This window comes from Streptomyces marinisediminis, from assembly GCF_026262575.1.
In the GTDB taxonomy this organism is placed as follows: Bacteria; Actinomycetota; Actinomycetes; order Streptomycetales; family Streptomycetaceae; genus Streptomyces; species Streptomyces marinisediminis.
Genome location: NZ_JAPKFL010000005.1, coordinates 147,176 through 171,757 on the forward strand (window position 1 = coordinate 147,176; position 24,582 = coordinate 171,757).

Annotated in this window: 23 protein-coding genes; 10 read left to right on the forward strand and 13 right to left on the reverse strand. The window is 75.7% G+C overall.

The annotated features are described in order from the left end of the window. Positions 1-450: 450 nt before the first annotated feature. From OSB71_RS06030 to OSB71_RS06040, 3 genes are all read left to right on the forward strand, one after another. Positions 451-1,254, forward strand: a complete 804-nt coding sequence (locus tag OSB71_RS06030; RefSeq protein ID WP_265945002.1) for an SGNH/GDSL hydrolase family protein — start codon at positions 451-453, stop codon at positions 1,252-1,254. Positions 1,255-1,677: 423 nt separating this feature from the next. Next, positions 1,678-1,860: a tail-anchor membrane protein gene (locus OSB71_RS06035; RefSeq protein ID WP_265945004.1), complete on the forward strand. Its 183-nt coding sequence runs from the start codon at positions 1,678-1,680 to the stop codon at positions 1,858-1,860. A gap of 72 nt (positions 1,861-1,932) precedes the next feature. Then, entirely contained in the window at positions 1,933-2,856 is a 924-nt protein-coding gene (locus OSB71_RS06040) for an oxygenase MpaB family protein (RefSeq protein ID WP_265945006.1), read from the forward strand. A 90-nt stretch (positions 2,857-2,946) separates the two neighbouring features. On the opposite strand, the gene OSB71_RS06045 is transcribed toward OSB71_RS06040, so the two are convergent. Beyond that, the gene (locus OSB71_RS06045) at positions 2,947-3,561 is read right to left on the reverse strand and encodes a methyltransferase domain-containing protein (RefSeq protein ID WP_265945008.1); all 615 of its coding nucleotides are present in this window, start codon (positions 3,559-3,561) and stop codon (positions 2,947-2,949) included. Between the two features lie 111 nt (positions 3,562-3,672). Between OSB71_RS06045 and OSB71_RS06050 the strand changes: the two genes are divergently transcribed. Both OSB71_RS06050 and OSB71_RS06055 read left to right on the forward strand, forming a co-directional pair. Beyond that, positions 3,673-4,083 (forward strand): roadblock/LC7 domain-containing protein, encoded by a 411-nt coding sequence (locus tag OSB71_RS06050; RefSeq protein ID WP_265945010.1) that lies wholly within the window; start codon positions 3,673-3,675, stop codon positions 4,081-4,083. 145 nt (positions 4,084-4,228) lie between these two features. Beyond that, positions 4,229-5,299, forward strand: coding sequence for a DUF6397 family protein (locus OSB71_RS06055; RefSeq protein ID WP_265945012.1), 1,071 nt, complete (start codon positions 4,229-4,231; stop codon positions 5,297-5,299). Here the strand turns inward: OSB71_RS06055 and OSB71_RS06060 are convergent. Both OSB71_RS06060 and OSB71_RS06065 read right to left on the reverse strand, forming a co-directional pair. Then, positions 5,186-6,055 carry an acyl-CoA thioesterase gene (locus tag OSB71_RS06060; protein WP_265945014.1) on the reverse strand — a complete coding sequence of 290 codons (870 nt, stop codon included), beginning with the start codon at positions 6,053-6,055 and terminating at the stop codon, positions 5,186-5,188. The two genes, OSB71_RS06055 and OSB71_RS06060, sit on opposite strands and share 114 nt — an antisense overlap. A gap of 60 nt (positions 6,056-6,115) precedes the next feature. After that, on the reverse strand, positions 6,116-8,629 hold the full coding sequence (locus OSB71_RS06065) for a DEAD/DEAH box helicase (RefSeq protein ID WP_265945017.1): 2,514 nt from the start codon (positions 8,627-8,629) through the stop codon (positions 6,116-6,118). Positions 8,630-8,779: 150 nt separating this feature from the next. On the opposite strand from OSB71_RS06065, the gene OSB71_RS06070 reads away from it, so the two are divergent. Continuing rightward, positions 8,780-9,574 (forward strand): metal-dependent hydrolase, encoded by a 795-nt coding sequence (locus OSB71_RS06070; protein WP_265945019.1) that lies wholly within the window; start codon positions 8,780-8,782, stop codon positions 9,572-9,574. Positions 9,575-9,682: 108 nt separating this feature from the next. Here the strand turns inward: OSB71_RS06070 and OSB71_RS06075 are convergent, their stop codons facing one another. Further along, the gene (locus OSB71_RS06075) at positions 9,683-10,123 is read right to left on the reverse strand and encodes a MarR family winged helix-turn-helix transcriptional regulator (RefSeq protein WP_265945021.1); all 441 of its coding nucleotides are present in this window, start codon (positions 10,121-10,123) and stop codon (positions 9,683-9,685) included. A gap of 123 nt (positions 10,124-10,246) precedes the next feature. Here OSB71_RS06075 and OSB71_RS06080 point away from each other — a divergent pair, with 123 nt between their 5' ends. Beyond that, complete coding sequence (locus OSB71_RS06080) at positions 10,247-12,067, forward strand: ABC transporter ATP-binding protein (RefSeq protein ID WP_265945024.1); 1,821 nt, start codon at positions 10,247-10,249, stop codon at positions 12,065-12,067. A gap of 46 nt (positions 12,068-12,113) precedes the next feature. Here OSB71_RS06080 and OSB71_RS06085 read toward each other — a convergent pair whose 3' ends face one another. Both OSB71_RS06085 and OSB71_RS06090 read right to left on the reverse strand, forming a co-directional pair. Further along, positions 12,114-12,503, reverse strand: coding sequence for an NUDIX hydrolase (locus tag OSB71_RS06085; protein ID WP_416237200.1), 390 nt, complete (start codon positions 12,501-12,503; stop codon positions 12,114-12,116). Positions 12,504-12,581: 78 nt separating this feature from the next. Further along, complete coding sequence (locus OSB71_RS06090; protein WP_265945029.1) at positions 12,582-12,968, reverse strand: VOC family protein; 387 nt, start codon at positions 12,966-12,968, stop codon at positions 12,582-12,584. 60 nt (positions 12,969-13,028) lie between these two features. Here OSB71_RS06090 and OSB71_RS06095 point away from each other — a divergent pair, with 60 nt between their 5' ends. Further along, positions 13,029-13,535 (forward strand): O-acetyl-ADP-ribose deacetylase, encoded by a 507-nt coding sequence (locus tag OSB71_RS06095; RefSeq protein WP_265945031.1) that lies wholly within the window; start codon positions 13,029-13,031, stop codon positions 13,533-13,535. 467 nt (positions 13,536-14,002) lie between these two features. On the opposite strand, the gene OSB71_RS06100 is transcribed toward OSB71_RS06095, so the two are convergent. The 3 genes from OSB71_RS06100 to OSB71_RS06110 form a co-directional block, all read right to left on the reverse strand. Further along, on the reverse strand, positions 14,003-14,884 hold the full coding sequence (locus OSB71_RS06100; RefSeq protein WP_265945034.1) for a fructosamine kinase family protein: 882 nt from the start codon (positions 14,882-14,884) through the stop codon (positions 14,003-14,005). Positions 14,885-14,946: 62 nt separating this feature from the next. Next, positions 14,947-15,738 (reverse strand): maleylpyruvate isomerase family mycothiol-dependent enzyme, encoded by a 792-nt coding sequence (locus OSB71_RS06105; RefSeq protein WP_265945036.1) that lies wholly within the window; start codon positions 15,736-15,738, stop codon positions 14,947-14,949. A 420-nt stretch (positions 15,739-16,158) separates the two neighbouring features. Further along, the gene (locus tag OSB71_RS06110; RefSeq protein WP_265945038.1) at positions 16,159-17,298 is read right to left on the reverse strand and encodes an NAD(P)-binding domain-containing protein; all 1,140 of its coding nucleotides are present in this window, start codon (positions 17,296-17,298) and stop codon (positions 16,159-16,161) included. 51 nt (positions 17,299-17,349) lie between these two features. Here OSB71_RS06110 and OSB71_RS06115 point away from each other — a divergent pair, with 51 nt between their 5' ends. Together OSB71_RS06115 and OSB71_RS06120 are read left to right on the forward strand one after the other, a co-directional pair. After that, complete coding sequence (locus OSB71_RS06115) at positions 17,350-17,772, forward strand: secondary thiamine-phosphate synthase enzyme YjbQ (RefSeq protein WP_265945040.1); 423 nt, start codon at positions 17,350-17,352, stop codon at positions 17,770-17,772. A 723-nt stretch (positions 17,773-18,495) separates the two neighbouring features. After that, a complete protein-coding gene (locus OSB71_RS06120) occupies positions 18,496-20,007 on the forward strand; it encodes an FUSC family protein (RefSeq protein WP_265945211.1) in 1,512 nt (503 codons plus the stop codon). Between the two features lie 414 nt (positions 20,008-20,421). Here OSB71_RS06120 and OSB71_RS06125 read toward each other — a convergent pair whose 3' ends face one another. From OSB71_RS06125 to OSB71_RS06140, 4 genes are all read right to left on the reverse strand, one after another. Further along, a complete protein-coding gene (locus OSB71_RS06125) occupies positions 20,422-21,366 on the reverse strand; it encodes a sirohydrochlorin chelatase family protein (protein WP_265945042.1) in 945 nt (314 codons plus the stop codon). A gap of 144 nt (positions 21,367-21,510) precedes the next feature. Beyond that, positions 21,511-22,488 carry an N-acetylglucosamine kinase gene (locus tag OSB71_RS06130; RefSeq protein WP_265945044.1) on the reverse strand — a complete coding sequence of 326 codons (978 nt, stop codon included), beginning with the start codon at positions 22,486-22,488 and terminating at the stop codon, positions 21,511-21,513. Continuing rightward, on the reverse strand, positions 22,485-23,162 hold the full coding sequence (locus tag OSB71_RS06135; RefSeq protein ID WP_265945046.1) for a uracil-DNA glycosylase: 678 nt from the start codon (positions 23,160-23,162) through the stop codon (positions 22,485-22,487). The genes OSB71_RS06130 and OSB71_RS06135 overlap by 4 nt, the downstream gene beginning before the upstream one ends. Before the next feature lie 238 nt (positions 23,163-23,400). Further along, positions 23,401-24,498, reverse strand: a complete 1,098-nt coding sequence (locus OSB71_RS06140; RefSeq protein WP_265945048.1) for an NADH:flavin oxidoreductase/NADH oxidase — start codon at positions 24,496-24,498, stop codon at positions 23,401-23,403. Between the last annotated feature and the right edge of the window lie 84 nt (positions 24,499-24,582).

Consider the following 24,582-nt stretch of genomic DNA (forward strand, 5'->3'; position numbering starts at 1 on the left):
CCCCCGCGTTCCAACGTCCGGCGCGGCGCGGGTGTTCCCGGCGCCCCGGGCTCGCCCGCCGACGCCGGGCGAGCCCCGCGCGGTGGGGCGGGCGGCCGCGCGGGGCGGGGCGGAGCGCGCGCCCCTCCTCGGGGGGCGGGGCCGGACGCCTGTGCGGGGCCCGCCGGGCCGGGTCGCCGACACGGGTCACCGAGCCACGTCGCCGGGCGCCCCGCCGGTCGACGTGGCCGCGCGGCACCCGCCCGTGTGCCTCGGGGCTCAGGGTCACTCGAAGAGCTGATATGCCGTCAGATTCCGCGCACGGCCCGTCACGTACGGCTTTGACGTTCGTTCATGGAGGTGAACCCGCCCCCTACCACCCCTAACTTTTGGCATGAACACTTCTCCAGCGTGAAGGGCGCTGCTACGACAGTTGTCCCGACCTTTCCCCTGCCCCCCACGGGAGGTTCCGTGAGACTGCCCAGATTCGCCTCGGTCGCGGCCACGGTGGCCGCGCTGTTCGCCCTCACCGGTCTGAGCGGTGGCGCCGCGTTCGCCCAACAGGCCGCCGCCGAGTCCTACGTCGCACTCGGCGACTCCTACTCCTCCGGCGTCGGCGCCGGCAGCTACGACCCCGCCAGCGGGAACTGCAAGCGCAGCACCCGCGCCTACCCCGAGCTGTGGAGCGACGCCAACGCCCCACGGTCCTTCCACTTCACCGCCTGCTCCGGCGCCCGGACCCCGGACGTCATCAACAACCAGCTCGGACCGCTGAACTCCGGCACCACGCTGGTGAGCATCTCCATCGGCGGCAACGACGCGGGCTTCGCCGACGCGATGACCACGTGCGTCCTCCAGGGCGAGAGCGCCTGCGTCTCGCGCGTCAACCAGGCCCGCGCCTACATCAACAACACGCTGCCCGGGCGCCTCGACGCGGTCTACGACGCGGTGCGCGCCAAGGCGCCCAACGCCGAGATCGTCGTGCTCGGCTACCCGCGCATGTACAAGCTGAACGGTAGCTGCGTGCTCGGGATCAGCGAGCGCTCCCGTGCGGCGATCAACGCGGCCTCCGACGACCTGCACAACGTCACGGCCAAGCGCGCGGCCGACCACGGCTTCACCTACGGCGACGTCCGCGGCACCTTCACCGGCCACGAGATCTGCTCGGGCGACTCGTGGCTGCACAGCCTGACCTGGCCCGTCAGCGACTCCTACCACCCGACCGCGGCCGGCCAGTCCGGCGGCTACTACCCGGTGATGGAGAGGCTGGCCTGACGGTCCCGGCCTGACGGCCCGTCCCGCACCCGGCGGGCCCGGCTCGCGCCCCGGGTCCGCCGGGTGAGATGGCCGGTCGTGGCGCGCGTGCCCGCGCGCCGCCGCGCCGCCCGCGGCAGGACCGCGGCCGGCCACGGTCCCCGGCACGCCTGCGGGTGGTGCGCTGCCCGAGACGGACCTTCCCGACGCGCGGCGCCCGGCCGGTCGCCCCGCGCCTCGACCGCCGGGGTTCGCCACGAGCCGGCGCGGCCGGCGGGCTCCGCCCGCGTGAGGCGCGGACCGCGGTCGGACCGGCGGCGGGCGGCTCGCGGATGGCCCGGTGGGCGTGGCGGTGATGCGGCGGGAACGCACCGGGCCGCGGCGGCGTTGTAGAGGGCAGGCGGCCCGGCGGAGCGGGCGCCGCGCAGAAGGAGGCGAAGAGGGATGAGCACCCAAGCGAAGGTCGCCGTCGGGGGCGTGGCCGTCGGCCTGCTCCTGTGGATCTGGCTCCCGCTGTGGGCCGTGCTGCTGATCGTGGTGGGGGTGCCCGTCGTCGCCTACCTGGCGCTGGACCCCTCCCAGCGGCGGCGGGTGCGCCGCGTGTCGCGCCGGGAACTCGGCCGCTGACCCGGTGCGTTCGCCCGTGCGCAGTCCGTAGGATGGCGGCCTGGGCACCACACGGACCTGGGGGACGACGGCATGCGACGCTACGACCAGCTCAAGGAGATCTTGAGACTCGACCCGGAGCGCGACCACCACGCGATCTACCAGCTCATCGCCACCCGCGAGTTCCCCTGGGACGTGACGCGGGCGCTGGAGCTGGCGCTCTTTCGCACTTACGCCGTGCCCAGCATCGGCGCTCTGCTGGCCCGCACCGCCGAGCTGACCGAGCGCTCCCAGAAGCGGTACGACGACACCGCGCTGCTGCTCGACGCCGTCGTCGAGCACGGCTTCGACTCCGTCGACGGCCGCACGGCGATCCGTCGCATCAACCAGATGCACCGTGCCCACTCCATCTCCAACGACGACATGCGGTACGTGCTGTGCACCTTCGTCGTCACCCCCAAGCGCTGGCTGGACGCGTACGGCTGGCGGCGGCTGACCGACCACGAGCTGCGCGCCGTCGCCGCGTACTACCGCACGCTCGGGCACCACCTGGGCATCCGGGACACGCCGCGGACCTACGCCGACTTCGAGGCGTACATGGACTCCTACGAGGCCGCCCACTACGCCTACGACCCCGCGGCCCGCTCCGTCGCCGACGCCACCTTGGACCTGATGGCCTCCTGGTACCCCCGCCCCCTGGCGCCCCTGGCGCGGCGGGGCAGCATCGCCGTCATGGACGACGCGCTGCTGCACGCCTTCCGGCTGCCGCTGCCCGGGCGGACGGCACGGCGCCTCGCGCACGGCGCGCTGCGGTTGCGGGGGCGCGCCGTGCGGTTGCTCCCACCCCGCCGCGCTCCGCACTTCGCCCGTCAGAACCCGCAGATCAGGAGCTACCCCGCGGGGTACCGCCCGAGCCAGTTGGGCACCTTCCCGCAGGGCTGCCCGGTGCCGCGCGCCGCGCACCCGGGGGAGGCCGGGGCCCGGGCCGCCGACCCGGCGCCGGGCACGGGGGAGTAGGCACCGGCGGTGGGTGAGCCGCCGGCCAGCGGGCCCGGGCCGCCGCCGGGCCGGGCCCAGGACCGCTGGCCGAAGGGGCGGCTCGTTGGGCTATCCGGCGGGCGGCCGGCTCCGGCGGGCCAGGGCGAGGAAGCGGGCCTCCTCGTCCGCGTACGACGTCAACCGCCACCCGGTGGCGGCCAGCAGCGGTTCCAGACGCGGCCGCGCACGGACGTCCCGCGCACTGAGCTCGCGGCCCTGCCTCGCCGCGAGCGCGGCCCGGCCCACCGGGTGGAACAGGGCGAGCTGCCCGCCCGCGCGGGTGACGCGGGCGAGCTCGGCCAGGCCCGCCGCGGGGTCGGGCAGGTGGGAGACGAGCCCGGCGGCGAACACGGCGTCCAGCGCACCGGCGCGCAGTGGCAGCCGTGCCGCGTCGGCCAGGAGGAGGGGAGCCCGCCGCCGCCGTCCCGCGCGCACGGCCTCGGTGAGCATCGCCGCGGTGAGGTCGGCGCCGATCACGAGCCCGCCCGGGCCCACCGCCTCGCGCAGCACGGCCAACGCCTGCCCGGTGCCGCAGCCGGCGTCGAGCACCCGGTCGCCCGGACGCAGGCGCAGGGCGGCCACGGCCGCCGAGAAGGCGGGGCCGTCGTCGGGGAACCGGGTGTCCCAGCGCGCTGCCCGCTCGCCGAAGAAGGACCGCACCGCGGCCCGGTCGTCGCGCGTCATACCGTCATGATGGCGCACTCGATGCGCGACCGGCTGCCCGGACGGTGTTGGCGGGACTACGGTGATGGGTAGGGGTGGCACGTCGAACACCACGACGAAGGGGGTTGGGGCATGGCGCTGAGCACGCAACTGGACTGGCTGCTCGAAGACCTGACCGTGCGGATGCCCACGGTGCGGCACGCACTGGTGCTCTCCACGGACGGGCTGGTGACGGGGGCCAGCAAGGAGATCGGGCGGCAGGACGCCGACCGGCTCGCCGCCGTGGCGTCCGGGCTGCACAGCTTGGCCAAGGGCACCGGGCGGCACTTCGCGGCCGGTCAGGTGCGGCAGACGATGATCGAGTTCGATGACGGGGTGCTCTTCGTGACGGGGGCGGGGCACGGAAGCTGTCTGTGCGTGCTCGCCACCGCACAGGCGGACATCGGCCAGGTCGCCTACGAGCTCACCCTGCTCGTCAACCGGGTCGGCGAGCACCTGGCGGTGGCCGAGCGGAGCCGCAGGGGCGCGCCGGGGGCCGCGTGAGCGGGCGTCCGGGCCGCCTGTGTAATGAGCCCGGCCGGGGCTGAACAGGGCTTTTCACCGACGGTCCACAGACCGCACGGGGGAGGGGCGGACGTTCTACTGTCGTGACGCACCGTAAACGAACCCGTCACGGGGGAGGACCGTCATGGCAGCGTGTACCACTCGCCACGCCCACCGCGAGCGTCACCGCACGGAGGCCGGCTCCGGCCGGGAGCCGGCCCCGGACAGCGTGGCCCCGCAGCGGGCGCGGCACGAGTTGATGCTCACGCCGCGGGAGTTCGAGCTGGCCCTGGAGCTCGGTGAGTTCACCACCGTCCCTCCACAGCGCTCCGGCGGCAGGCGCCGGGTGGCGGCGTCCGAGCTGGCCCGGCTGCGTGCCGAGCCCGGCTTCCCGGACGTCTTGCGGGTCCGGCTGCGGGTGGTGGGCGCGGGCGAGGGCGCGGCCCTGCTGGGCGTCGGCCCGGCCCGCTTCACCCGGCTGGCCCGGGCCGGCTGCTTCGGCCCGGTGCGATACACGGTCAACCGCTACCGGCGGCTGGTGTGGCTCTACCTGGCCGCGGAGCTGGAGCAGTTCGCCGCCTGGCACCCCGGGCTGCTGCACGGCGCGCTGCCGCGCACACTGCGCGCGCCGCTGGCCGAGCGGGAGGACTGGCGGCCGCGGCTGTGGCGTGGTCGGCGGGTCGCCCAACTCCTGCGGCATGCCGAGGGCCCGTGGGGCGTCGCCGCGGTGCACGCGGCGGTCCTCGCGCCCCGGGAGCTGGTGGAGGCGGTGCCGGCGTCGCGGGAGCGGCTCGCGCTCGCCGCGCTGCGGCCGTCGCTGTCCCCGGTCAGGACGGATTCACCCGCGGCCGCGGCGGCGGTCGCCGAGGTGCTGACGGCCCGCGCGGCCGAGGAGGTCCACTGGCACCGGCTCAGCCTCGCCCTGGCCTTGGCCCAGGCCCGCCGAGAGGCCCCGGGAGGAGCCGCGGGGCACCCCCTCGGCCCGCCACGTCCCCCGGCGGGCGAGGCGCGCCCGTCCGCCCCGCCGCAACCGGGCGCCGCGGGGGAGCCGGGCCGCGGGAGCGGCCCGGGGAACGCGCGCGGCGCGGTGTCAGCGCGGGGCTCAGGCGTCGATCGGGCGGAACAGGCCCTCCTGCACGACGGAGACGAGCAGCTTGCCGTCCCGGTCGTAGATCCGCCCGCGCGCCAGCCCGCGCCCACCGGTCGCGATGGGTGACTCCTGGTCGTAGAGGAACCACTCGTCCGTGCGGAAGGGCCGGTGGAACCACATGGCGTGGTCCAGCGAGGCCATGTCGTACCCGCGCGGCCCCCACAGGGGCTCCACCGGCACCCGCACCGCGTCCAGCAGCATCATGTCGCTGGCGTAGGTCAGCGCGCAGGTGTGCACCAGGGGGTCGTCACCCAGTGGGCCGACGGCACGCATCCACACCGCGCTGCGCGGCTCCGACCCGCGGACCGCGTCCGCCGTCCAGCGCAGCCGGTCCACGTAGCGGATGTCGAACGGCTGCCGTCGGGCCATGCGCTCCAGCGCCTCGGGGAGCGTCCCGAGATGGTCGCGGATCTCGTCGGCGAGCTTCGGCAGGTCCTCCGGCCGCGGCAGCTCGCGCAGCGGCAACTGGTGCTCGATGCCCGGCTCGGGAGTGTGAAAGGAAGCCGTCAGATGAAAGATCGTCTTGCCCCGCTGCACCGCCACCACCCGCCGGGTGGTGAACGACCGCCCGTCGCGCACCCGCTCCACCTGGTACACGATCGGCAGCCCGGGTGTGCCCGGGCGCAGGAAGTAGGCGTGCAGCGAGTGCACCGGGCGCTCGCCGTCCGTGGTCCGGCCCGCCGCCACCAGCGCCTGCCCGGCCACCTGGCCGCCGAACACCCGCTGGAGGTGCTCCTCGGGGCTGTCTCCGCGGAAGATGTCGACCTCGATGCGCTCCAGGTCGAGGAGGTCCACCAGCCGCTCGGCCGGGCTCGCGCTCATCGGCGCTCCTCTCGTGTCGGTGGGGGCGCGGCCGGGGCCGTGCCGGTGGCGCTTGGCCGCTCACAGCGGGCCGACGTCGGTGACCTTCAGGACGGCCCGCCCCTCCGCGTCGGAGGCGGTCAGGTCCACCTCGGCGGAGATGCCCCAGTCATGATCGCCCTTGGGGTCGGCGAAGGTCTGCCGGACGCGCCACAGCCCGTCCTCGGCACGCTCCTCGATGCGCAGCAGCTTCGGGCCGCGGGCGTCCGGCCCGGTGCCCAGTTCCTCGTACTCCTCGAAGTACGCGTCCAGGGCCGCGGCCCAGGCGTCGGCGTCCCAGCCGTCCTCGCCGTCCAGTTCGCCCAGCTCCTCGACCTTGTCCAACGCCGCCAGCTCCACGCGGCGGAAGAGCGCGTTGCGCACCAGCACGCGGAAGGCCCGGGCGTTGGCGGTCACCGGGCGGACGTGGTCGGCGCGCTCCCGGGCCTCCTCGGGGCTCTCCTCGGCCGGGTTGGCGAGCTGCTCCCACTCGTCCAGCAGGCTGGAGTCCACCTGCCGCACCATCTCGCCCAGCCACTCCACGATGTCCTGGAAGTCCTCGGACTTCAGGTCGTCGGGCACCGTGTGCTGCAGGGCCTTGTAGGCGCTGGCCAGGTAGCGCAGCACGATGCCCTCGGTGCGCGCGAGCTCGTAGAAGGAGACGAACTCGCTGAAGGACATCGCGCGCTCGTACATGTCGCGGACCACGGACTTCGGGGAGACCGGATGGTCGCCCACCCACGGGTGCGAGGTGCGGTACAGCCCGTACGCGTGCAGGAGCAGCTCCTCCATCGGCCGCGGGTAGCTGATGTCCATCAGCCGCTCCATGCGCTCCTCGTACTCCACCCCCTCCGCCTTCATCGCCGCGACGGCCTCCCCCTTGGCCTTGTTCTGCTGGGCGGCCAGGATCTGCCGGGGGTCGTCGAGCGTGGACTCCACGACGGAGACCATGTCCAGGGCGTAGGAGGGGGACTCGGGGTCCAGCACGTCGAAGGCGGCGAGCGCGAACGTGGACAGCGGCTGGTTCAGCGCGAAGTTCTCCTGCAGGTCCACCGTCAGCCGGATGGTGCGTCCCTGCTCGTCGGGCGCGTCCAGGCGTTCCACCACGCCGGCGTCCAGCAGCGACCGGTAGATGGCGATGGCCCGCCGGATGTGCCGCCGCTGGGCCCGCCGGTCCTCGTGGTTGTCCTCCAGCAGCCGCCGCATGGCGGTGAACGCGTCCCCCGGGCGGGCGATCACCGCCAGCAGCATGGCGTGGGTGACGCGGAAGCGCGAGGTCAGCGGCTCCGGGTCGGCGGCGATCAGCTTCTCGAAGGTGTTCTGGTTCCAGTTGACGAACCCCTCGGGAGCCTTCTTGCGCACCACCTTGCGCCGCTTCTTGGGATCGTCCCCGGCCTTGGCGAGCGCCTTCTCGTTCTCGACGACGTGCTCGGGCGCCTGCGCCACCACGAACCCGGAGGTGTCGAACCCGGCGCGTCCGGCGCGTCCGGCGATCTGGTGGAACTCCCGGGCACGCAGCACGCGCACGCGGGTGCCGTCGTACTTGGCCAGCGCGGTGAACAGCACCGTGCGGATCGGCACGTTCACGCCCACCCCGAGCGTGTCGGTGCCGCAGATGACCTTCAGCAGCCCGGCCTGGGCCAGCCGCTCCACCAGACGCCGGTACTTGGGCAGCATGCCCGCGTGGTGCACGCCGATGCCGTGCCGCACGTACCGGGAGAGGTTGCGGCCGAACCGGGTGGTGAAGCGGAAGCCGCCGATGAGCTCGGCGATCTGGTCCTTCTCGGCCCGGGTGCACATGTTGATGCTCATCAGCGCCTGGGCCCGCTCCACGGCCTGCGCCTGGGTGAAGTGCACGATGTAGACGGGCGCCTGGCGGGTCTCCAGCAGCTCGGTGAGCGTCTCGGTGAGGCCGGTGGTGCGGTACTCGTAACTGAGCGGTACCGGGCGGCTGGCCGAGCGCACCACGGCGGTGGAGCGGCCGGTGCGCCGGCTGAGGTCCTCCTCGAACCGGGACACGTCGCCCAGGGTGGCCGACATCAGCACGAACTGCGCCTGCGGCAGCTCCAGCAGGGGAACCTGCCAGGCCCAGCCCCGGTCCGGCTCGGCGTAGAAGTGGAACTCGTCCATGACGACCTGGCCGATGTCCGCGTCCGCGCCGTCCCGCAGCGCGATCGAGGCCAGGACCTCGGCCGTGCAGCAGATCACCGGCGCGTCCGCGTTCACGGAGGCGTCCCCGGTGAGCATGCCGACGTTCTCGGTGCCGAACAGCTTGCACAGGTCGAAGAACTTCTCCGACACCAGGGCCTTGATCGGAGCGGTGTAGAAGGTGACCTCGTCGCGGGCCAGCGCGGCGAAGTGCGCGCCGGCCGCCACCAGCGACTTCCCCGACCCCGTGGGGGTGGAGAGGATGACGTTCGCGCCCGACACCACCTCGATCAGCGCCTCCTCCTGGGCGGGGTAGAGGGTGATGCCGCGCTCCTGGGCCCACGAGGTGAAGGCGTCGAAGAGGGCATCGGGGTCGGCGTCCTTGGGGAGCTGATCGATGAGCGTCACGCCCCCATACTGCCTGCCCGCACCCCGGGGCGGGGAACCGGCTGCGCGGCCAAGATCACCGGGGACTACGCTGTCCGGCACCGCGGCCGCCTTCCGGCACGGCCAACTCGGCCGCGGCGGCGCACAGTACGGCGATGGGGTGGGACGCAGATGATGGGACCGGCACACTCCCTGTCGGGGGCCGCGGCGTGGCTCGGGGTGGGTGCGGCGGTGTACGCGCTCGGCCATCCGATGCCGTGGCCGGTCCTCGTGGCCGGTACGCTCATCTGCTCCGGGGCGGCGCTCGCTCCGGACCTGGACCAGAAGTCGGCCACGATATCCCGGGCCTTCGGGCCGGTCTCCCGGCTGCTGGCCGTCGCCATCGACAAGCTGTCGACCGCCGTGTTCAACGCCACGCGCGGCAAGGGGGAGCGCAAGCGCAGCGGCGGCCACCGCACGCTGACCCACACCTGGATATGGGCGGCCTTCATCGGCGCCGGGTTCTCCGCCCTCGCGGCAATCGGCGGGCGGTGGGCGGTCCTGGGCATCCTCTTCGTCCACATGGTGCTCGCGGTCGAGGGGCTGCTCTGGCGCGCCGCCCGCGCCTCCAGCGACGTCCTGGTCTGGCTGCTGGGCGCGGCCGGGGCGTGGATACTCGCCGGCGTCCTGGACCGTCCGGGCAACGGCTCGGACTGGCTGTTCGGGGCGCCCGGGCAGGAGTACCTGTGGCTGGGGCTGCCGATCGTCCTGGGTGCGGTGGTGCACACCATCGGCGACGCGCTCACCCTCTCCGGGTGCCCGGTGCTGTGGCCGCTGCCCATCGGCGACCGGCGCTGGTACCCGGTGGGGACGCCCTCCTTCCTGCGCTTCCCCGCAGGTCACTGGGTGGAGAACAAGGTGCTGATGCCCGCCTTCGGTGTGGCCGGGGGCGCCGGGGGGCTCTACGCGCTGGGGTTCGTCTCCTGACCCCGGGGGCCGGGCGCCGCGGTGCACCGGCTCCTTCCGTGCTCCCGCGCGGGGTCGCCGGTCGCCCGGAGCGGTGGCCTGGCCCCGGAGCCGCGGGTCACCCGCCGCTCACCCGCGCCCGCCGCGGGGTGCGTCCAGCGCCGCGAGCAGCTCGCTGAGCTGGGCGCGCTGTCCCGCGGCCAGCGGTGCCAGCAGCTCCTCGGCCGCCGTGCGGCGGGCGTGGCGCAACTCGGCCAGCAACCCGCGGCCGCACTCGGTCAGCTCGATGCGGACGACGCGGCGGCTGGCCGGGTCCGCGACCCGGCACACGGCTCCGCGTCCCTCCAGGTGGTCGACCAGGGTGGTCACGGCGCGGGGTACCACGTCCAGCCGCTGCGCCAGGTCGGCCATGCGCGGGGCGGTGTCGTAGTGCGCCACCACACCCAGCAGCCGGGCCTGGGCGGGCGTGAGACCCAACGGTTCCAGCCGGTGCCGCTGGGCGCGGTGCAGCCGCCGGGTGAGGCGGATGAGCTGGTCGGCGAGCGAGCCGTCGGTGTCGGGGGAAGCCATGCCGCGACCCTAACAGGACGCAGTTCATTGTGAACATAGGTAACTATCGGCTATCGTCCCCGGCAGAGCCGGAGCGCGCTTCCTTCGCGCTCCGGCGCCCTGGTCCGAGAATCCAAGGAGCCCATGCACCCCGACACACCCCAGTGGACCCCGCCCCCGAAGACGCCGGGGCGTCCCGAGCCGCCGGCCCAGCTCGGCCGGATCATGCGGCTCTTCCGCCCCTACCGCGGGCGGCTGGCCGTGGTGGGCGCGCTGGTGGCCGCGGCCTCGCTGGTGACCGTCGCCTCGCCCTTCCTCCTGCGCGAGATCCTCGACGTCGCCATCCCCGAGCGGCGCACCGGCCTGCTCACCGTGCTCGCCCTCGGCATGATCGCCACCGCCGTCCTCACGAGCGTCTTCGGCGTCCTGCAGACGCTGATCTCCACCACGGTCGGACAGCGGGTCATGCACGACCTGCGCACCGGCGTCTACACCAAGCTCCAGCAGATGCCGCTGTCCTTCTTCACCACGACGCGCACCGGGGAGGTGCAGTCGCGCATCGCCAACGACATCGGCGGCATGCAGGCCACGGTCACCTCCACGGCCACCTCCCTGGTCTCCAACGCCACCTCCGTCATCGCCACGATCGTGGCGATGCTGGTCCTGGACTGGAGGCTGACCCTGGTCTCCCTCGCGCTGCTGCCCCTGTTCGTGTGGATCAGCCGCCGGGTGGGCCGCGAGCGCAAGAAGATCACCACCGCCCGGCAGCAGCAGATGGCCGCGATGGCCGCGATGGTGACCGAGTCGCTGTCCGTCAGCGGTATCCTGCTGGGCCGCACGATGGGCCGGTCCGACTCTCTGACCAGTGGCTTCGCCGACGAGTCGCATCGGCTGGCGCGCCTGGAGATCCGCTCCAGCATGGCGGGGCGCTGGCGCATGGCCACGATCGGGATCATCATGGCCGCCATTCCGGCGCTGCTCTACTGGTCGGCGGGGCTCCTGCTGGAAGTCGGCGGCCCGGCCCTGTCCCTGGGCACCCTGGTGGCCTTCGTCACGCTGCAGCAGGGCCTGCTGCGCCCGGCGGTGTCCCTGCTCAACACCGGCGTCGACGTCCAGGCCTCGCTCGCGCTCTTCCAGCGCATCTTCGAGTACCTGGACCTGCCGGTGGAGCTCGCCGAGCGCGCCGACCCCGTCCACCTGGCGGCGCCGCGCGGTGACGTCCGGTTCGAGGACGTCTCCTTCCACTACGCCGGAAACCAGGAGCCCACGCTGCGCGGCATCGACGTGAGCGTGCCCGCCGGTTCCAGCCTGGCCCTGGTGGGCGCCACCGGTTCGGGCAAGACGACGCTGGGTTACCTGGTGCCGCGCCTGTACGACGTCAGCGCGGGCCGGGTCACCGTGGACGGTGTGGACGTACGGGACCTGGACTTCGCGTCGCTGGCCCGTGCGGTGGGCGTCGTCTCCCAGGAGACCTACCTCTTCCACGCCTCCGTCGCCGAGAACCTCCGCTTCGCCAAGCCCGACGCGAGCGACGACGAGCTGGTCGCCGCGGCGAAGGCCGCCCAGATCCACGACCACATCGCCGCCCTGCCGGACGGGTACGACACGCTGGTGGGCGAGCGCGGCTACCGCTTCTCGGGCGGGGAGAAGCAGCGCCTGGCCATCGCGCGCACGATCCTGCGCGATCCGCCCGTGCTCATCCTGGACGAAGCCACCTCCGCCCTGGACGCCACGACCGAGCAGGCGGTGCAGGCCGCCATCGACGAGCTGTCCGCCGGGCGGACCACCATCACGATCGCGCACCGCCTGTCCACGATCCGCGGTGCGGACCAGATCCTGGTGCTGGAGGGCGGGGCGATCGCCGAGCTCGGCACCCACGAGGAGCTGATGGCGCGCGGGGGCCGGTACGCCGCGCTCGTGCGCCGTGACGCGCGCACCCCGGCCCCCGTGGAGCTGCCGGGCTGACGACCGCTGGGCGGGCGCCGTCCGGCCGGGTCAGCGCGGCGGGCCGTCAGCGCAGCAGGCCGTCGGCGTACAGCCGGTCGAAGACGAGCCGGTCCACCGGCGGGGTGCGCTCGCGGTCCGCGTAGGCCAGCCAGGCGATCTCGGCGATCTCGCCGGCGGGCGTGGGGGTGCCGTGGTGGTCGGCGGTGTAGCACGCCATCGTCACCCTGCGGGGGTCGCCCTCGTCCACGGCCGCCTCGTAGGTGCCGACGTGCGCGGCCGTGTGGGGCAGCAACCGGACGGTCAGCTCCTCCCGCGCCTCCCGCACGAGCGTCTCCACGTCGCTCTCGCCGGTGTGCCGCTTGCCGCCGGGTACGTAGAACAGCGTGCGGCCCCTGGTGCGGGCGGTGAGGATGCGGCCGTCCCGCAGGTGAATCCATGCCACGGTGTCGATCACGGGGGTAGCCTGCCCCATGCGGCGCCCCTCCCGTGACCCGGGGCGGGGGTCGCCCGACGGCGGGCGGGTGCGCCGCGGTCAGCGGCGGGTCAGCGGGATGCGGGGCCCGCCCGGCGGCGGGAAGACGCAGAACTCGTTGCCCTCCGGATCGGCCAGGACGTCCCAGTCGTGCCGCGCGTCGTGCCGGCGGATCAGGGTCGCGCCCAGGGCGAGCAGCTCGGCCGTGTCCCCCCACACGTCCAGGTGCATGCGGTTCTTCACCCGCTTCGGCTCCGGAACGGGATTGACCCAGATGAGCGGCCCGCTACCGCGCGGGTCGTGGATGGGCACCGGCCACTGGGGCGGCGGCGGCTCGTGGCCCGGCTGCGCCAGCCGTCGGCTGTACCCCAGCGCGGTGCACCACCAGTCGGCCGTCGCCTGGTGGTCGACGGCGTCCAGGGCGAGGTCCTTGAAGCGCGCGGCCATGTGCGGATGCTACGGGCGGCGCGCCCCTGCCGCGCGCCGACAGCGTGGCAGGATGGCCGCATGAGGGTCACATGCGTGCGCGGAGACATCACCCGGCAGCAGGTGGACGCCGTGGTCAACGCGGCGAACTCCTCCCTCCTGGGCGGCGGCGGGGTCGACGGCGCCATCCACCGCGTGGGCGGCCCCAAAATCCTGGCCGAGTGCCGCGCCCTGCGCGCGTCCCGGTACGCCGAGGGCCTGCCGACCGGGCAGGCGGTGGCCACGACCGCCGGGCGGCTCCCCGCGCGCTGGGTCATCCACACGGTGGGCCCGGTGTGGTCCTCCGGCGAGGACCGCTCGGGGCTGCTCGCCTCCTGCTACCGCGAGTCCCTGCGGGTGGCCGACGAGCTGGGCGCCGGGTCGGTGGCGTTCCCGGCCCTGTCCACCGGCGTCTACCGCTGGCCGCTGGAGGACGGCGCCCGGATCGCGGTGGAGTCGGTGCGGGCCGCGGACGCGGCGGTGGATGAGGTCAGGTTCGTCCTCTTCGACGACCGGGCCCACCAGGTGTTCACCGAGCAGGTCGGCTGACGGCACCCGCGTGCGGTGACCGCCCGGCCCGAAGCGGGTGCCCTTGGTCCCGAACGCGTCGTGCCGCGGCGATCGGCTCGTCCGTGCGCGTCCGGCCGACGCGGTCGGTGGCCCGCAGTGTCTCCCGCGGGTCGCGGACCACTTGGCGGGCGTGAACGTCGAGGGGTCAGGAAGAGCGGACCAGCGCCACGGAGCCCTGTCCCCAGGGCCGAGCGCCAGGCGGGCGGTGCCCGCGGTGACCGTGCCCGGCGCGCGAGCGCGAACGCGAGGGCGACGACGACGGACCGGACGCAGAGCGCGGTCGTGGTGGCCCGCTGGACGGACGGTCCGATGGGCCCGGCGCCACATCCGGCGCGGCGGTGGGCCTGAGTGCGCTCACCCACCGACGGCCGTACACCCCCGCGACGCCGCACTCACCCGCTCCCGCCCCGCAGGGCCCGCGTCCCGGCGCGCCCTGCGGACGCGCCTCACCCACCGCCCGCCCGCAGCGCGGCCCGGGCGGCGCTGCCGCACTGCGCGCCGTAGCCGCCGCCGAAGAGCGCGGCGTGGGCGAGCAGGTGCTGCAGTTGGTGCAGCGGCACCCGTTCCGCGCGTCCCGGGAGCGGGCGCGCCTCGGCGTACGCGGCCAGGACGCGGGGGAGGCGCGGGCACCCGAACAGCTCCAGGAGCGCCAGGTCGGTCTCGGGGTGGCCGCCCTGGGCGGCGGGGTCGATGAGCCGGGCCCGCCCGTCGGCGGCCCAGTGCACGTTGCCGGACCACAGGTCACCGTGGATCACCGCCGGGGCCTGCGGCGGACCCGCCACCTCCGGCAGCCGGACGCACAGCTCCTCGACGGCGCGGGCGTCGGCGGGGGCGATGCCGCCCTCGTCGACCGCGCGGCGCAGCAGCGGCCCAAGGCGGTACTCGGCGTGGAAGGCCGGCCAGTCCTCGGCCGCGCCGCGTCCGGTGGCGGGGGAGGGCAGCGGGAGGGGGCCGAGGTAGCAGGGCCGTCCCGGGGTGCCCCAGGAGTCGGCGCGGGTCTCGTGGAGGGCCGCCAGGTCGCGGCCCAGCCGCTCCGCCTGGCGGGCGTCGGCGGGCGCGCCGTCCACCCACTCCAGGACGAGCAGGCCCGTCGCGTCCACCAGGACGGCGGGGACGGCGACCGCCCCCGTCGCGCGCAACCGCGCCAGTCCGGCCGCCTCGGTGGCGAAGAAGTCGGGCGGCGCGTCGCGCAGGGTCTTGGCGAAGACGGCGCGCCCGTCGCCGAGGCCGACCTGCCACGCGTCGCAGATGGAGCCGCCGCCGACCGGGTGTTCGAAGGCGACGGCGTGGCCGAGGAGCGCGGCCACGCGGGAAGCCACAGGCGTCATGCCCCGAGCATCGCAGACGGCCCGCGACCTGGCCCCGCGCGCGCGGGCGCGGGTGCGCGTGCTCAGTCGAAGCTCGCGCGCTCCAGCCAGAACTCCAGCAGCTCCCCATCGCCCAGCACCTCGACGCGCTCGCTGGTCAGCGGCAGCCTGCGGTAGAAGGCGAGCAGGACGTCGGTGAGCGGGCCGCGCAGGGCCACCGTCGCCTTGGCGTGGCCGCGGCGCCAGGCGAGGCCAAAGGCGCCCACTTCGACCGTCCACTCGGCGCCGTACTCGGCCGGGGCGTCGGTGGCGTGCAGGTGCAGGCTCTCACCGGCTCGTGCGCTCAGCCCGCGCAGCTCCTCCTTGTACTCCCACAGCGCCGGGCTGCACACCAGCTCCAGCCACTCGTCGATGGCGTCGACGGCGACCTCCGGCGTGACGGTGAAGGGTATGCCGGCCGCCAGGCAGGCGTCTGCGCGGTGCACCACCGTCTCCAGCGTCATGCGCCGGGCCCAGAAGTCGGTGCGCTGCTGCGTCCACCAGGTCCACACCTCGGTGCCCGGGCCCGCGGCCAGCAGCGCGGCGGAGGCCTCGTCGGCGGCGTCGGCGAGCCAGGCGCTCAGGGCCTCGGCGTCGGTGTGCGCGGGGGCCGTGTAGTCGGGGATGTCCTCCTCGTCGACGTCGGCGGTGGCCCGGGTACGGACGAGGTGGGCGGCCCAGCGCTGGGCCTGGCCGACGTGTTCCGCGAGCTGGGCGAGGGTCCAGTCGGGGCAGGTCGGGACCGTCCGGCCCAGGTCGGCCGTGGTGAGGACGGCGCACAGCGCCCGGGTCTGGGTGAGGAGTTCGTCGCAGTAGCGACCGTAAGCCAGGGTCATGGGCAGCGAGCCTACGGCGCTGTGTCGGGTGGCCCAACGGGGTTTCGCCCGGCCGCCCGGCGTGCTGTCCGCAGCGGAGCCCCGCCCGGACGCCCATCCCGGGTCCGTCCGGGCGCGCCCTGCCCCCGCCCGGAGCCGCGTCCCGCTCCCGCGCCGCGCACGGCGGGGGTGGCACACACGGCGGCGCCGCCCCCGCCGTGGGACAGGAGGGGCGGCGCCGCGAGGGTCGGGGTCTGTCAGATCAGCCAGCCCACGAAGTGGATGACACCGGCGAGCAGGTTGGTGAGCAGATCCATGGTGGTGCGTTCTCCTTGCGTGGTCAGTGGGACTGCCCCGGCACCGCGTGGGACAGCGGGCGGGGGCGCGAAACGCGGTCTGCAGCCCGTCGCTTGCGCACCGTAAGCATCGTGCGTCACAGGGCTATACGGCAGCCGGATGCTCCGCTGCCACGCCATCGGGTGAGGAACCGCCCACCGGTTCGAGAGGTGTGGGGTGCCGCCCCGCGCGTCCCAGCAGGGCGGCTACGTCCGCCACCGCCGCGCGGCCCGCCCGGTTGGCGCCGATGGTGCTCGCCGACGGCCCGTACCCGACCAGGTGAACGCGCGGGTCGCGCACCACCCGGGTGCCCGCCAGCCGGACGCCGCCGCCCGGTTCGCGCAGGCGCAAGGGAGCCAGGTGGTTGAGCGCCGGGCGGAAGCCGGTCGCCCACACTAGGGCGTCGGCCGCCACGTGCCGCCCGTCGTCCCACGCCACGCCGTCGGGCGTCACCCGGTCGAACATGGGCAGCCGTTCCAGCACGCCCCGCGCGTGGGCCCGCTCCATCGCCTCGGTCATCGGCAGCCCGGTGACCGAGACCACGGACTGCGGCGGCAGCCCGCCGCGCACCCGCTCCTCGACGCGGGCGACGGCGGCGCGCCCGGCCTCCGCGTCGAACGGGCCGGTGCGAAAGCGCGGTGGCCGCCGGGTGACCCACGTGGTCGCCGCGGCCGTTCCGGCGATCTCCAGCAGGTGCTGCACGGCCGAGGTGCCGCCGCCCACGACGACCACGCGACGGCCCGCGAAAGCCTCCGGGCCCGGGTAGTCGCGGGTGTGCACCTGGCGGCCGCGGAAGGTCTCCTGCCCGGGCACCCGGGGCCAGAACGGCTGTTCCCAGGTGCCGGTGGCGTTGATCAGGGCGCGGGTGTGCCAGACCCCGGCGGAGGTCTCCACGCGCAGCCGCCCACCGGGAGCCGCGCGCACGGCGCGCACGTCGACCGGACGGCGGACCGGGAGCGCGAACGCCTCCTCGTACCGCGCGAAGTAGGCGCCGATCACCTCCGCCGAGGGCCGGTCCGGGCCGGCGTCGGCCTCGGCCAGCGCCATACCGGGCAACGCGTGCATGCCGTGCACCGTGCCGTAGGTCAGCGTCGGCCAGCGGAACTGCCAGGCGCCGCCCGGCCGCGGCGCGTGGTCGAGGAGCACGAACTCGCGGTGCGGCACGAAACCGCGCCGCCGCAGGTGGTAGGCGGCGGACAGGCCCGCCTGCCCACCGCCGACGACGACGGCCTCCACTGTGTTCATGCAACTTTCAACCACTTCGGGGCCCGCGCTCTTCCGGGGCAGGATGGAGGGATGAGTGAACGGTTCACCACGCGCGTCATCGACGTCACCACCGGCACCTCCGAGACGGTCGCCGACCTCACCGGCGAGTGCGAGCGCTACCTCCGGGACGTGGCCGCGGGCCGGGACGGGCTGCTCAACGTCTTCACCCCGCACGCCACCGCCGGCCTCGCGGTCCTGGAGACCGGGGCGGGCAGCGACGACGACCTGCTCGCGGCCCTGCGCGACCTGCTCCCCGCCGACGACCGCTGGCGGCACCGGCACGGCAGCCCCGGGCACGGCCGCGACCACGTACTGCCCGCGCTCGTCCCGCCGCACGCCACGCTGCCGGTCGTCGACGGGCGCCTCGCCCTGGGCACGTGGCAGTCGGTGTGCCTGGTCGACACCAACCGCGACAACCCGCGGCGCCAGGTGCGGCTCTCCTTCCTCGGCTGAGGCCCGGTCTCGGCGGGTTTCCGGCCGCCGCGGTGCTGGACGCGCGGGCGGCTGCGGTCCGGGCGTGCCGCGTCCCGCCTGCCGCGCCGCGCCTGCCGCGCCGCGCCGGTGCGGGCGGCGCGGACGGGGGCGCGCTTCGGGAAGGGCCGGCGACCGGAGAGACCCGCCGGACGGCGACGGCCGGGGCCCGCCCGCGACCGGCCGCTCCGCGGTTCACACACGTGCCCCAGCCGCTCCGTGCGCCGCACCCCGTGCCCTCACCGCCCTGCGCGCCTCGACGGGCCCGGGAATAGCGTGACCGCCCGCGCCGGTTGCCCGTACGCGCGGCCGCGCGCCTCCCGGGAGGGGGCCGGCGCTCCGCGACGCCGGGGACGTCCGCGCAACGGAGCGCGGGCCCGCGGCGCCCCGGGTCGGCCGGAACCCGGCGAAACGGGCGCGCCCCCGGTGAAGTCGGCCACACCGCACCGGCCACCACCCGGCCGCACGGCGGAGCACCACGGGTGCGCCGCCCGCCGCCCAGCCTGCGCCGGAGCCAGGGAGCACCGGGGCGGGTGGTGCTCTCGTCACCCCCCTGAGCAGGGCGGAACCGGCGCGGCACCGATTTGGATGCAGGCACCACGAGGTGCTTCCATCGGTGTCGTATCACGATGCGGACAAGGGCAAACCGGGCGCGGAAGACGTCGGACCGGTCGACCAGGAGGTGGGGAGCACGCAGTGAAGCGGATGTTCGTCGCGCCCGATCCCCAAAGGATCAGGCTTCGTTCGTCGCTGCGCGCGGTGCTCGGCATCGGCCTCGCGGTCGTCGCCGTCGCGCTCACCGGCCTGGGGCTGACGTCGGTCATCACCGGCGGCCTCGCGGCGCTGCTCGCGCTGTTCACGGTCACCGACCCCGCCGTCTCCCGGCAGGCGGTCACGACCGCGCTGCTCCCCCTGGCGGGGCTCCCCGTGCTGGCGCTGGCCGCACTGCTGCACACGATGCCGCTGGCTCGCGACGCGGCCTTCCTCGCCGTCGTCTTCGCCGGTGTCTACGCCCGGCGCTACGGGCCGCGCGGCAACGCGCTGGGCATCTTCGCCTTCATGATGTTCTTCGTCGCCCAGTTCCTGCACCCCTCGCCCGCCGAGCTGGCCGGGTTCGGCGCCGCCGTCCTGCTGTCCCTGGCCGCCGCGGCCCTGGTGCGCTTCGGGCTGTGGCCCATCGAACGGCGCGACCCGCCCCCCGCGGTGCCCGCCATGGCCGAACGGCGGGGCCTGCGGTGCCCGACCACCCGGCAGGCCGTGCAGGCCACCGTCGCCTGCGGCCTCGCGCTGGCCGCGGGGCAGGCGCTGTCCCACGAGCGCTGGTACTGGGCGGTGGGCGCGGCCTGGTGGATCTTCGTCAACACCGCCTCGCGCGGCGAGACGCTGGTGCGGGGCTTCCGGCGGGTCCTGGGCACCGTGTGCGGCATCGCCGCCGGGCTGCTGGTCGCCCTGCCGGTGGACGGCGCGCCGGTGCCCACCGCGGCCGTCGTCGCGGTGTGCGTCTTCGGCATCTTCTACACGGCCGCCGTCTCCTACAGCTGGATGATGTTCTTCGTCACGGTGATGGTCGGGCTGCTGTACGGGATGTTGGACGTGCTGAACGCGGGGCTGCTGGGCTTGCGCGTGGTGGAGACGGCGGTCGGTGCGCTGGGCGCCGCGCTCGCGGTGGCACTCGTGCTGCCGGTCACCACGCACGCGGCCACCAGCGCCTGGATCGAGCGCGCCGTGCTGTGCCTGCACCGGTGCACCGAGCAGGCCGCCCGGCGGCTGTCCGGCGACCGGACGGCCGACCCCGCGGCCGGGATCGCCGAGCTGGAGCTGTTGCTGGGCCGTGCCCGGGCCGCCCTCGCGCCGCTGGTCCACCCGCTCAACCTCCACCGCGCGCGCAAGTCCCGGGCGCGGTTGGTGCTGGCGCTGCTCGACGAGTGCGCCCGGGAGGCGAAGGGCCTGGCCGAGACCGCCGCCGATCCGCGGGCCTCGCACGACGCCCGGCTGAGCGCCGCCTGCGCCCGCGTGGAGGCCGCCGTCCACCGGCTGCTGCGGCAGCAGGCTGCGGCCACCGCGGCGACCGGTCCCGTGCCGGCCCAGGCGGCCGAGTCGCCCCATCCGGCGGTCGAGCGCGCCCTCGGCCACCTGCACGGCCTGGAGTCGGCCCTCGTGGGCCTCGCGGCGCCGGTGCACAGCGCACCGCGCGCCCCGTTCCAGACCGCCGCGTAACGACTCCGCGCCCGCTGCGGCGGCCTCGCGCCCGCTCCGGCGGACCAGCCGCCGCCGCGGTCGGCCCGCCGCCGCGAGCCGGCGCCGCCCGTGGGCGCACGGGCACGCCCCCGCGGCCGGAGCCCGAGCTCTCGTGGTCGCCGCGACGCTCCAGCTCAGGGATGCGATGGAGCCGCCAGGTGCGGGACGGCCCGGAGGCCGGCCCGGGGCCGCGGCCGGCTGACACGTAAGCCCGGTCGCCGTCGCCGCCGGGCCCGGCAGCCGCCCACGCGGGAGGCTCGGCCGGGAGACCCCGGGCCGAGCCTCTCGCCGCGCTTCCGGCCACGGCCGGTTGAGCAACGTCTGTCACGACGCCCGCCCCGCGGCCCGCCCGGGCCACGGGGCACACCGCGCCGCGCGCGGGGCGCGGGCGCGTCAGCGGACGGCCGCGGGGGTGGCGGTGATGCCGGAGGCCGCGCCGTACGCGGAGGCGACCAGCTTGCCGATGGCGGTGTAGGCCCCCAGCGGCTCGGCCGCCGGGCAGCCCGCCTCCCGGGCGGCCTCGGCGAGCAGTCCCTCGGGCACCTCGGGGCCGATCAGGCACGGCGCGAGCGCGAGCTGCTGCGAGCCGGAGGAGGTGAGCTCCGCCGCGGCACGGGCCACGGCGCCCTCCTCGTCCAGCGCGGCCGCCAGCACCGGCACCGCCAGGCGGGCCGCCAGCAGCATGCCGGTGATGCCCGCGACCTGCACCGCCTCGGCGCCGCCGCTGGTGACCAGGACGATCCCGTCGGCGGCCGTCGCCACGGTGAACAGCCGCGCCCGGTCGGCGCGGGCGAGACCGGCCTCGGAGAGCCGCACGTGCACGGCCTCGGCCAGCAGCGGGTGCGGCCCCAGCACCTCGGCCAGCTCGGCGGACGAGCCGCTGTCGGCCACGGCCCGCCGTATGCGGTCCAGGACGGCCGGGTCGGGGCCCGCGAGCAGCGGCACCACCACGACGCCGGGCTCCGTGCCCGGGGCCGGCTCCTCGGGGTGCTCCACGCCCTCCGTCGCCTCGGCGCCCCCCACCGCCACCGGGGCCACGCGCGTGGCCCGCTCGCCCGCGCTCGCGGCCAGCACGGCCGACAGCGCCGGGAACTCCTCGTCCGCGCCGTCCACGAAGCCGATCCGGGCGTCGAGACCGGGCAGCTCGGAGCGGGCGATGCTGAGTATCTCCTCGGCCAGCGCACGCACCGGGGCGGACGGGCGGCCGGGCACGGCGAGCACCAGGGCTGGCGCGCCCTCGGGGGCGACGACGGGCTCGGGCCGGCGGTGCCGTCCAGGCTTGCGGGGACGCGGCATTCGTACGGGCAGCCCGCCTTCGGGCCCAGTGGAGGAGCTCATGGCGCCGCATGCTAATGCCTTGGCCGTCTCCGCACCGGGGCCGGGGTCGACCAGTGCGGGTTCGCCCGAATCGTCCCGCGTGTTGCGTCGGCGGAGCGCGCCGGAATTTGTGGAAGTCCGCCGCATCCGGCGCGCTTTCGCTGGTCAGGGCAGGTGCAGCAGGGCCGGGTCCAGCGGCAGCTCCAGCGCGTCAGCGGCCAGCCGGGCGGCCACCAGCAGGGCCCCGGCCAGCGGGTCGCCGGCCGGCTCGACGACGCGCGCCGACGGCAGTCGCGCGGCCAGCCGCGCGCGCAGCGGTCCCAGCAGCGGCGCGCCCAGGCGCACCAGTCCGCCGGTGACGGCCACCTCGGGCCGCGCGGCCGGGGGGCACGCGGCGGCGGCGCAGTCGGCGATGTGCGCCGCCGCTTCCCGCAGGACGCGCGCCGAGACCGGGTCGTGGGCGGCGCAGTGCGCCACCTCCGGCGCGAAGGAGGCGAGCACCGCGGCGCGGTCCGCCCGCGGGTACAGCCGGCCCGGCAGACCGGCGACGGGCCCGAAGACCGCTTCCGCCCGCGCCAGCAGGGGCGGGGAGCCGCCCGGGCGCCCGTCGTGCGCCCGCAGCGCGGCCTCCAGCCCCGCCCGGCCGATCCAGGCGCCGCCGCCGCAGTCCCCGAGCAGGTGCCCCCAGCCGTCCGCCCTGTGCCACGTCGACAGGTCCGTGCCGACGGCGATCAGGCCGGTGCCCGCGGCGACCACCGCCCCGGGGCGCTGGCCCAGTGCCCCGGCGTAGGCCGTCACCGCGTCCGCCGCGAGCGCCAGCCGGGGGGTGCCGAAGGCCCCGGCAAGCGCGGTGGGCAGCTCCGCGCGGAGCCGCTCGCCCAGCGTCGCCATGCCCGCGGCGCCCACGCACACCGCGCGCAGCGCCGCGCCACCGGCCGCGTGAGGCGCGTCGGCGAGCAGGGCCCGGGCGGCGGGGACGAGCCGCTCCAGCAGGTCCCCGGCGTCGATCCCGCCGGCACCGGTGCGCACGGGCGGCGCGGTCACCACCGGCCCAGGGGTGCCCACCGGCCCGGGCGCCGCCGGGGCGAGGGCGACGCGCAGCCCCGACCCGCCGGAGTCGACGCCGAGCACCCAGCCGGTCACGGCAGGCGCCAGTCGACCTGTTCCGCGCCCTGTCCCGCCAGCAGCTCGTTGGTGCGGCTGAAGGGGCGCGAGCCGAAGAAGCCGCGGTCGGCGGACATGGGGGAGGGGTGGGCGGACTCCACCGTCGGCACGCCGCCCAGCAGCGGGCGCAGGTTGCGCGCGTCCCGCCCCCACAACACGGCGACCAGTGGCGTGCCGCGCGCCGCCAGCGCGCGGATGGCCTGTTCGGTGACCTCTTCCCAGCCCTTGCCCCGGTGCGCCCCCGGTCGGCGCGGCGCGGTGGTGAGGGCGCGGTTGAGCAGCAGGACGCCCTGCCGGGTCCACGGCGTGAGGTCGCCGTTGGACGGGCGGGGCGCTCCGAGGTCGGTGTGCAGCTCCCGGAAGATGTTCTCCAGGCTGCCCGGCAGCGGCGCCACCTCGGGCGCCACGGAGAAGGAGAGCCCGACGGCGTGGCCGGGGGTGGGGTAGGGGTCCTGACCCACGATCAGCACCCGCACGTCGTCGAAGGGTTGCTGGAAGGCGCGCAGGACGTTGGCGCCCGCGGGCAGGTACGTGCGTCCGGCGGCGATCTCCGCGCGCAGGAAGTCGCCCATCGCGGCGATGCGTTCGGAGACCGGGTCCAGCGCCTTCGCCCAGCCCGCTTCGACGATCTCACTCAAGGGTCGTGCAGCCACGGGCGCCACCCTACTGGCTGCCGCCGACGGCGCGGCACCGCTCCCGTCACACCGCACCGCACGCGCGCGGGTCGGCCGGGAGGCCGGTGGCCATCCGGTGCCGGGCGGCGCCACCGTCCGTGGACGGCGCCTCCCGACCGGGCCGGGTTCGCGCGCGTGCGCGGGAGGGCCGCTGCCCGGCCCCGGACAGCGGCCCGCGCGTGCCACCGCCCGGGCCGGAGCGCGGCGTCGCTCGCTCTCAGCGCATGGCGCGCCCGTACTGGTCCGGTACGGGCGGGGAGACCGGGACGCCGCCGGCGCCCAGCTCGCGGGAGGCGCGCCGCGCCCAGTACGGCTCGCGCAGGAGCTCGCGCCCCAGGAGGACGGCGTCGGCCTCCCCGGAGGCGAGGATCTTCTCCGCCTGTCCCGGCTCGGTGATCAGTCCCACGGCGGCCACCGGCAGGTCGGTCTCGGCGCGCACCCGGGCGGCGAAGGGCACCTGGTAGCCCGGCCCGGTCGGGATCGTCACGTCGGCCGCGTTGCCGCCGCTGGAGACGTCGAGCAGGTCCACACCGTGGGCCCGCAGCAGGCCCGCCAGCCGCACCGTGTCGTCGACCGTCCAGCCGCCGTCCGCCAGCCAGTCGGTGGCCGAGATCCTGAAGAACAGCGGCAGGTCCTGCGGCCACACCGCCCGCACCGCGTCCACGACCTCCAGCGCGAAGCGGGTGCGGCCCTCGAAGGAACCCCCGTAGGCGTCGCTGCGGTGGTTGCTGTGCGGGGAGAGGAACTCGCCGATGAGGTAGCCGTGGGCGCCGTGGATCTCGGCGACCTGGAACCCCGCGGCCAGCGCCCGGCGGGCGGCGTCGGCGAACTGGTCCACGACGCCGCGGATCTGCTCGGGCGTCAGCTCCTCGGGCACCGGGTGGGCGGCGTCGAACGGTACCGGGCTGGGCGCGTGCGGCCGCCAGCCGCCCTGCTCGGGTGCGAGCGGTGCGCCGCCCCGCCACGGGGCGTCGGTGGCGGCCTTGCGCCCGGCGTGGGCGAGCTGGATGCCGGGCACCGTGCCCTGGGCGGTGAGGAACTCGGCGACGCGGCGCAGCCCGGCCGTCTGCTCCTCGTTCCACAGGCCCAGGTCGGCCGGGCTGATCCGGCCCTCGGGGCTGACCGCGGTGGCCTCGACGAGCACCAGGCCGGTGCCGCCGACGGCGCGTGCCGCGTAGTGCGCCAGGTGCCAGTCCGTCGCCACGCCGGTGAGCGGGCCCTGCGTCGCGGCCGAGTACTGGCACATCGGCGCCATCCAGATCCGGTTGGGCACGGTGAGGGACCGCAGGGTGTACGGCTCGAACAGGACGCTCACGGAGGCTCCTTCGCTGGGGGCGGTGCGCGGTGCGGCGCGCTCTTACGATAAACGTCGTAGTACGTCATCTGTCAAACTACGAAA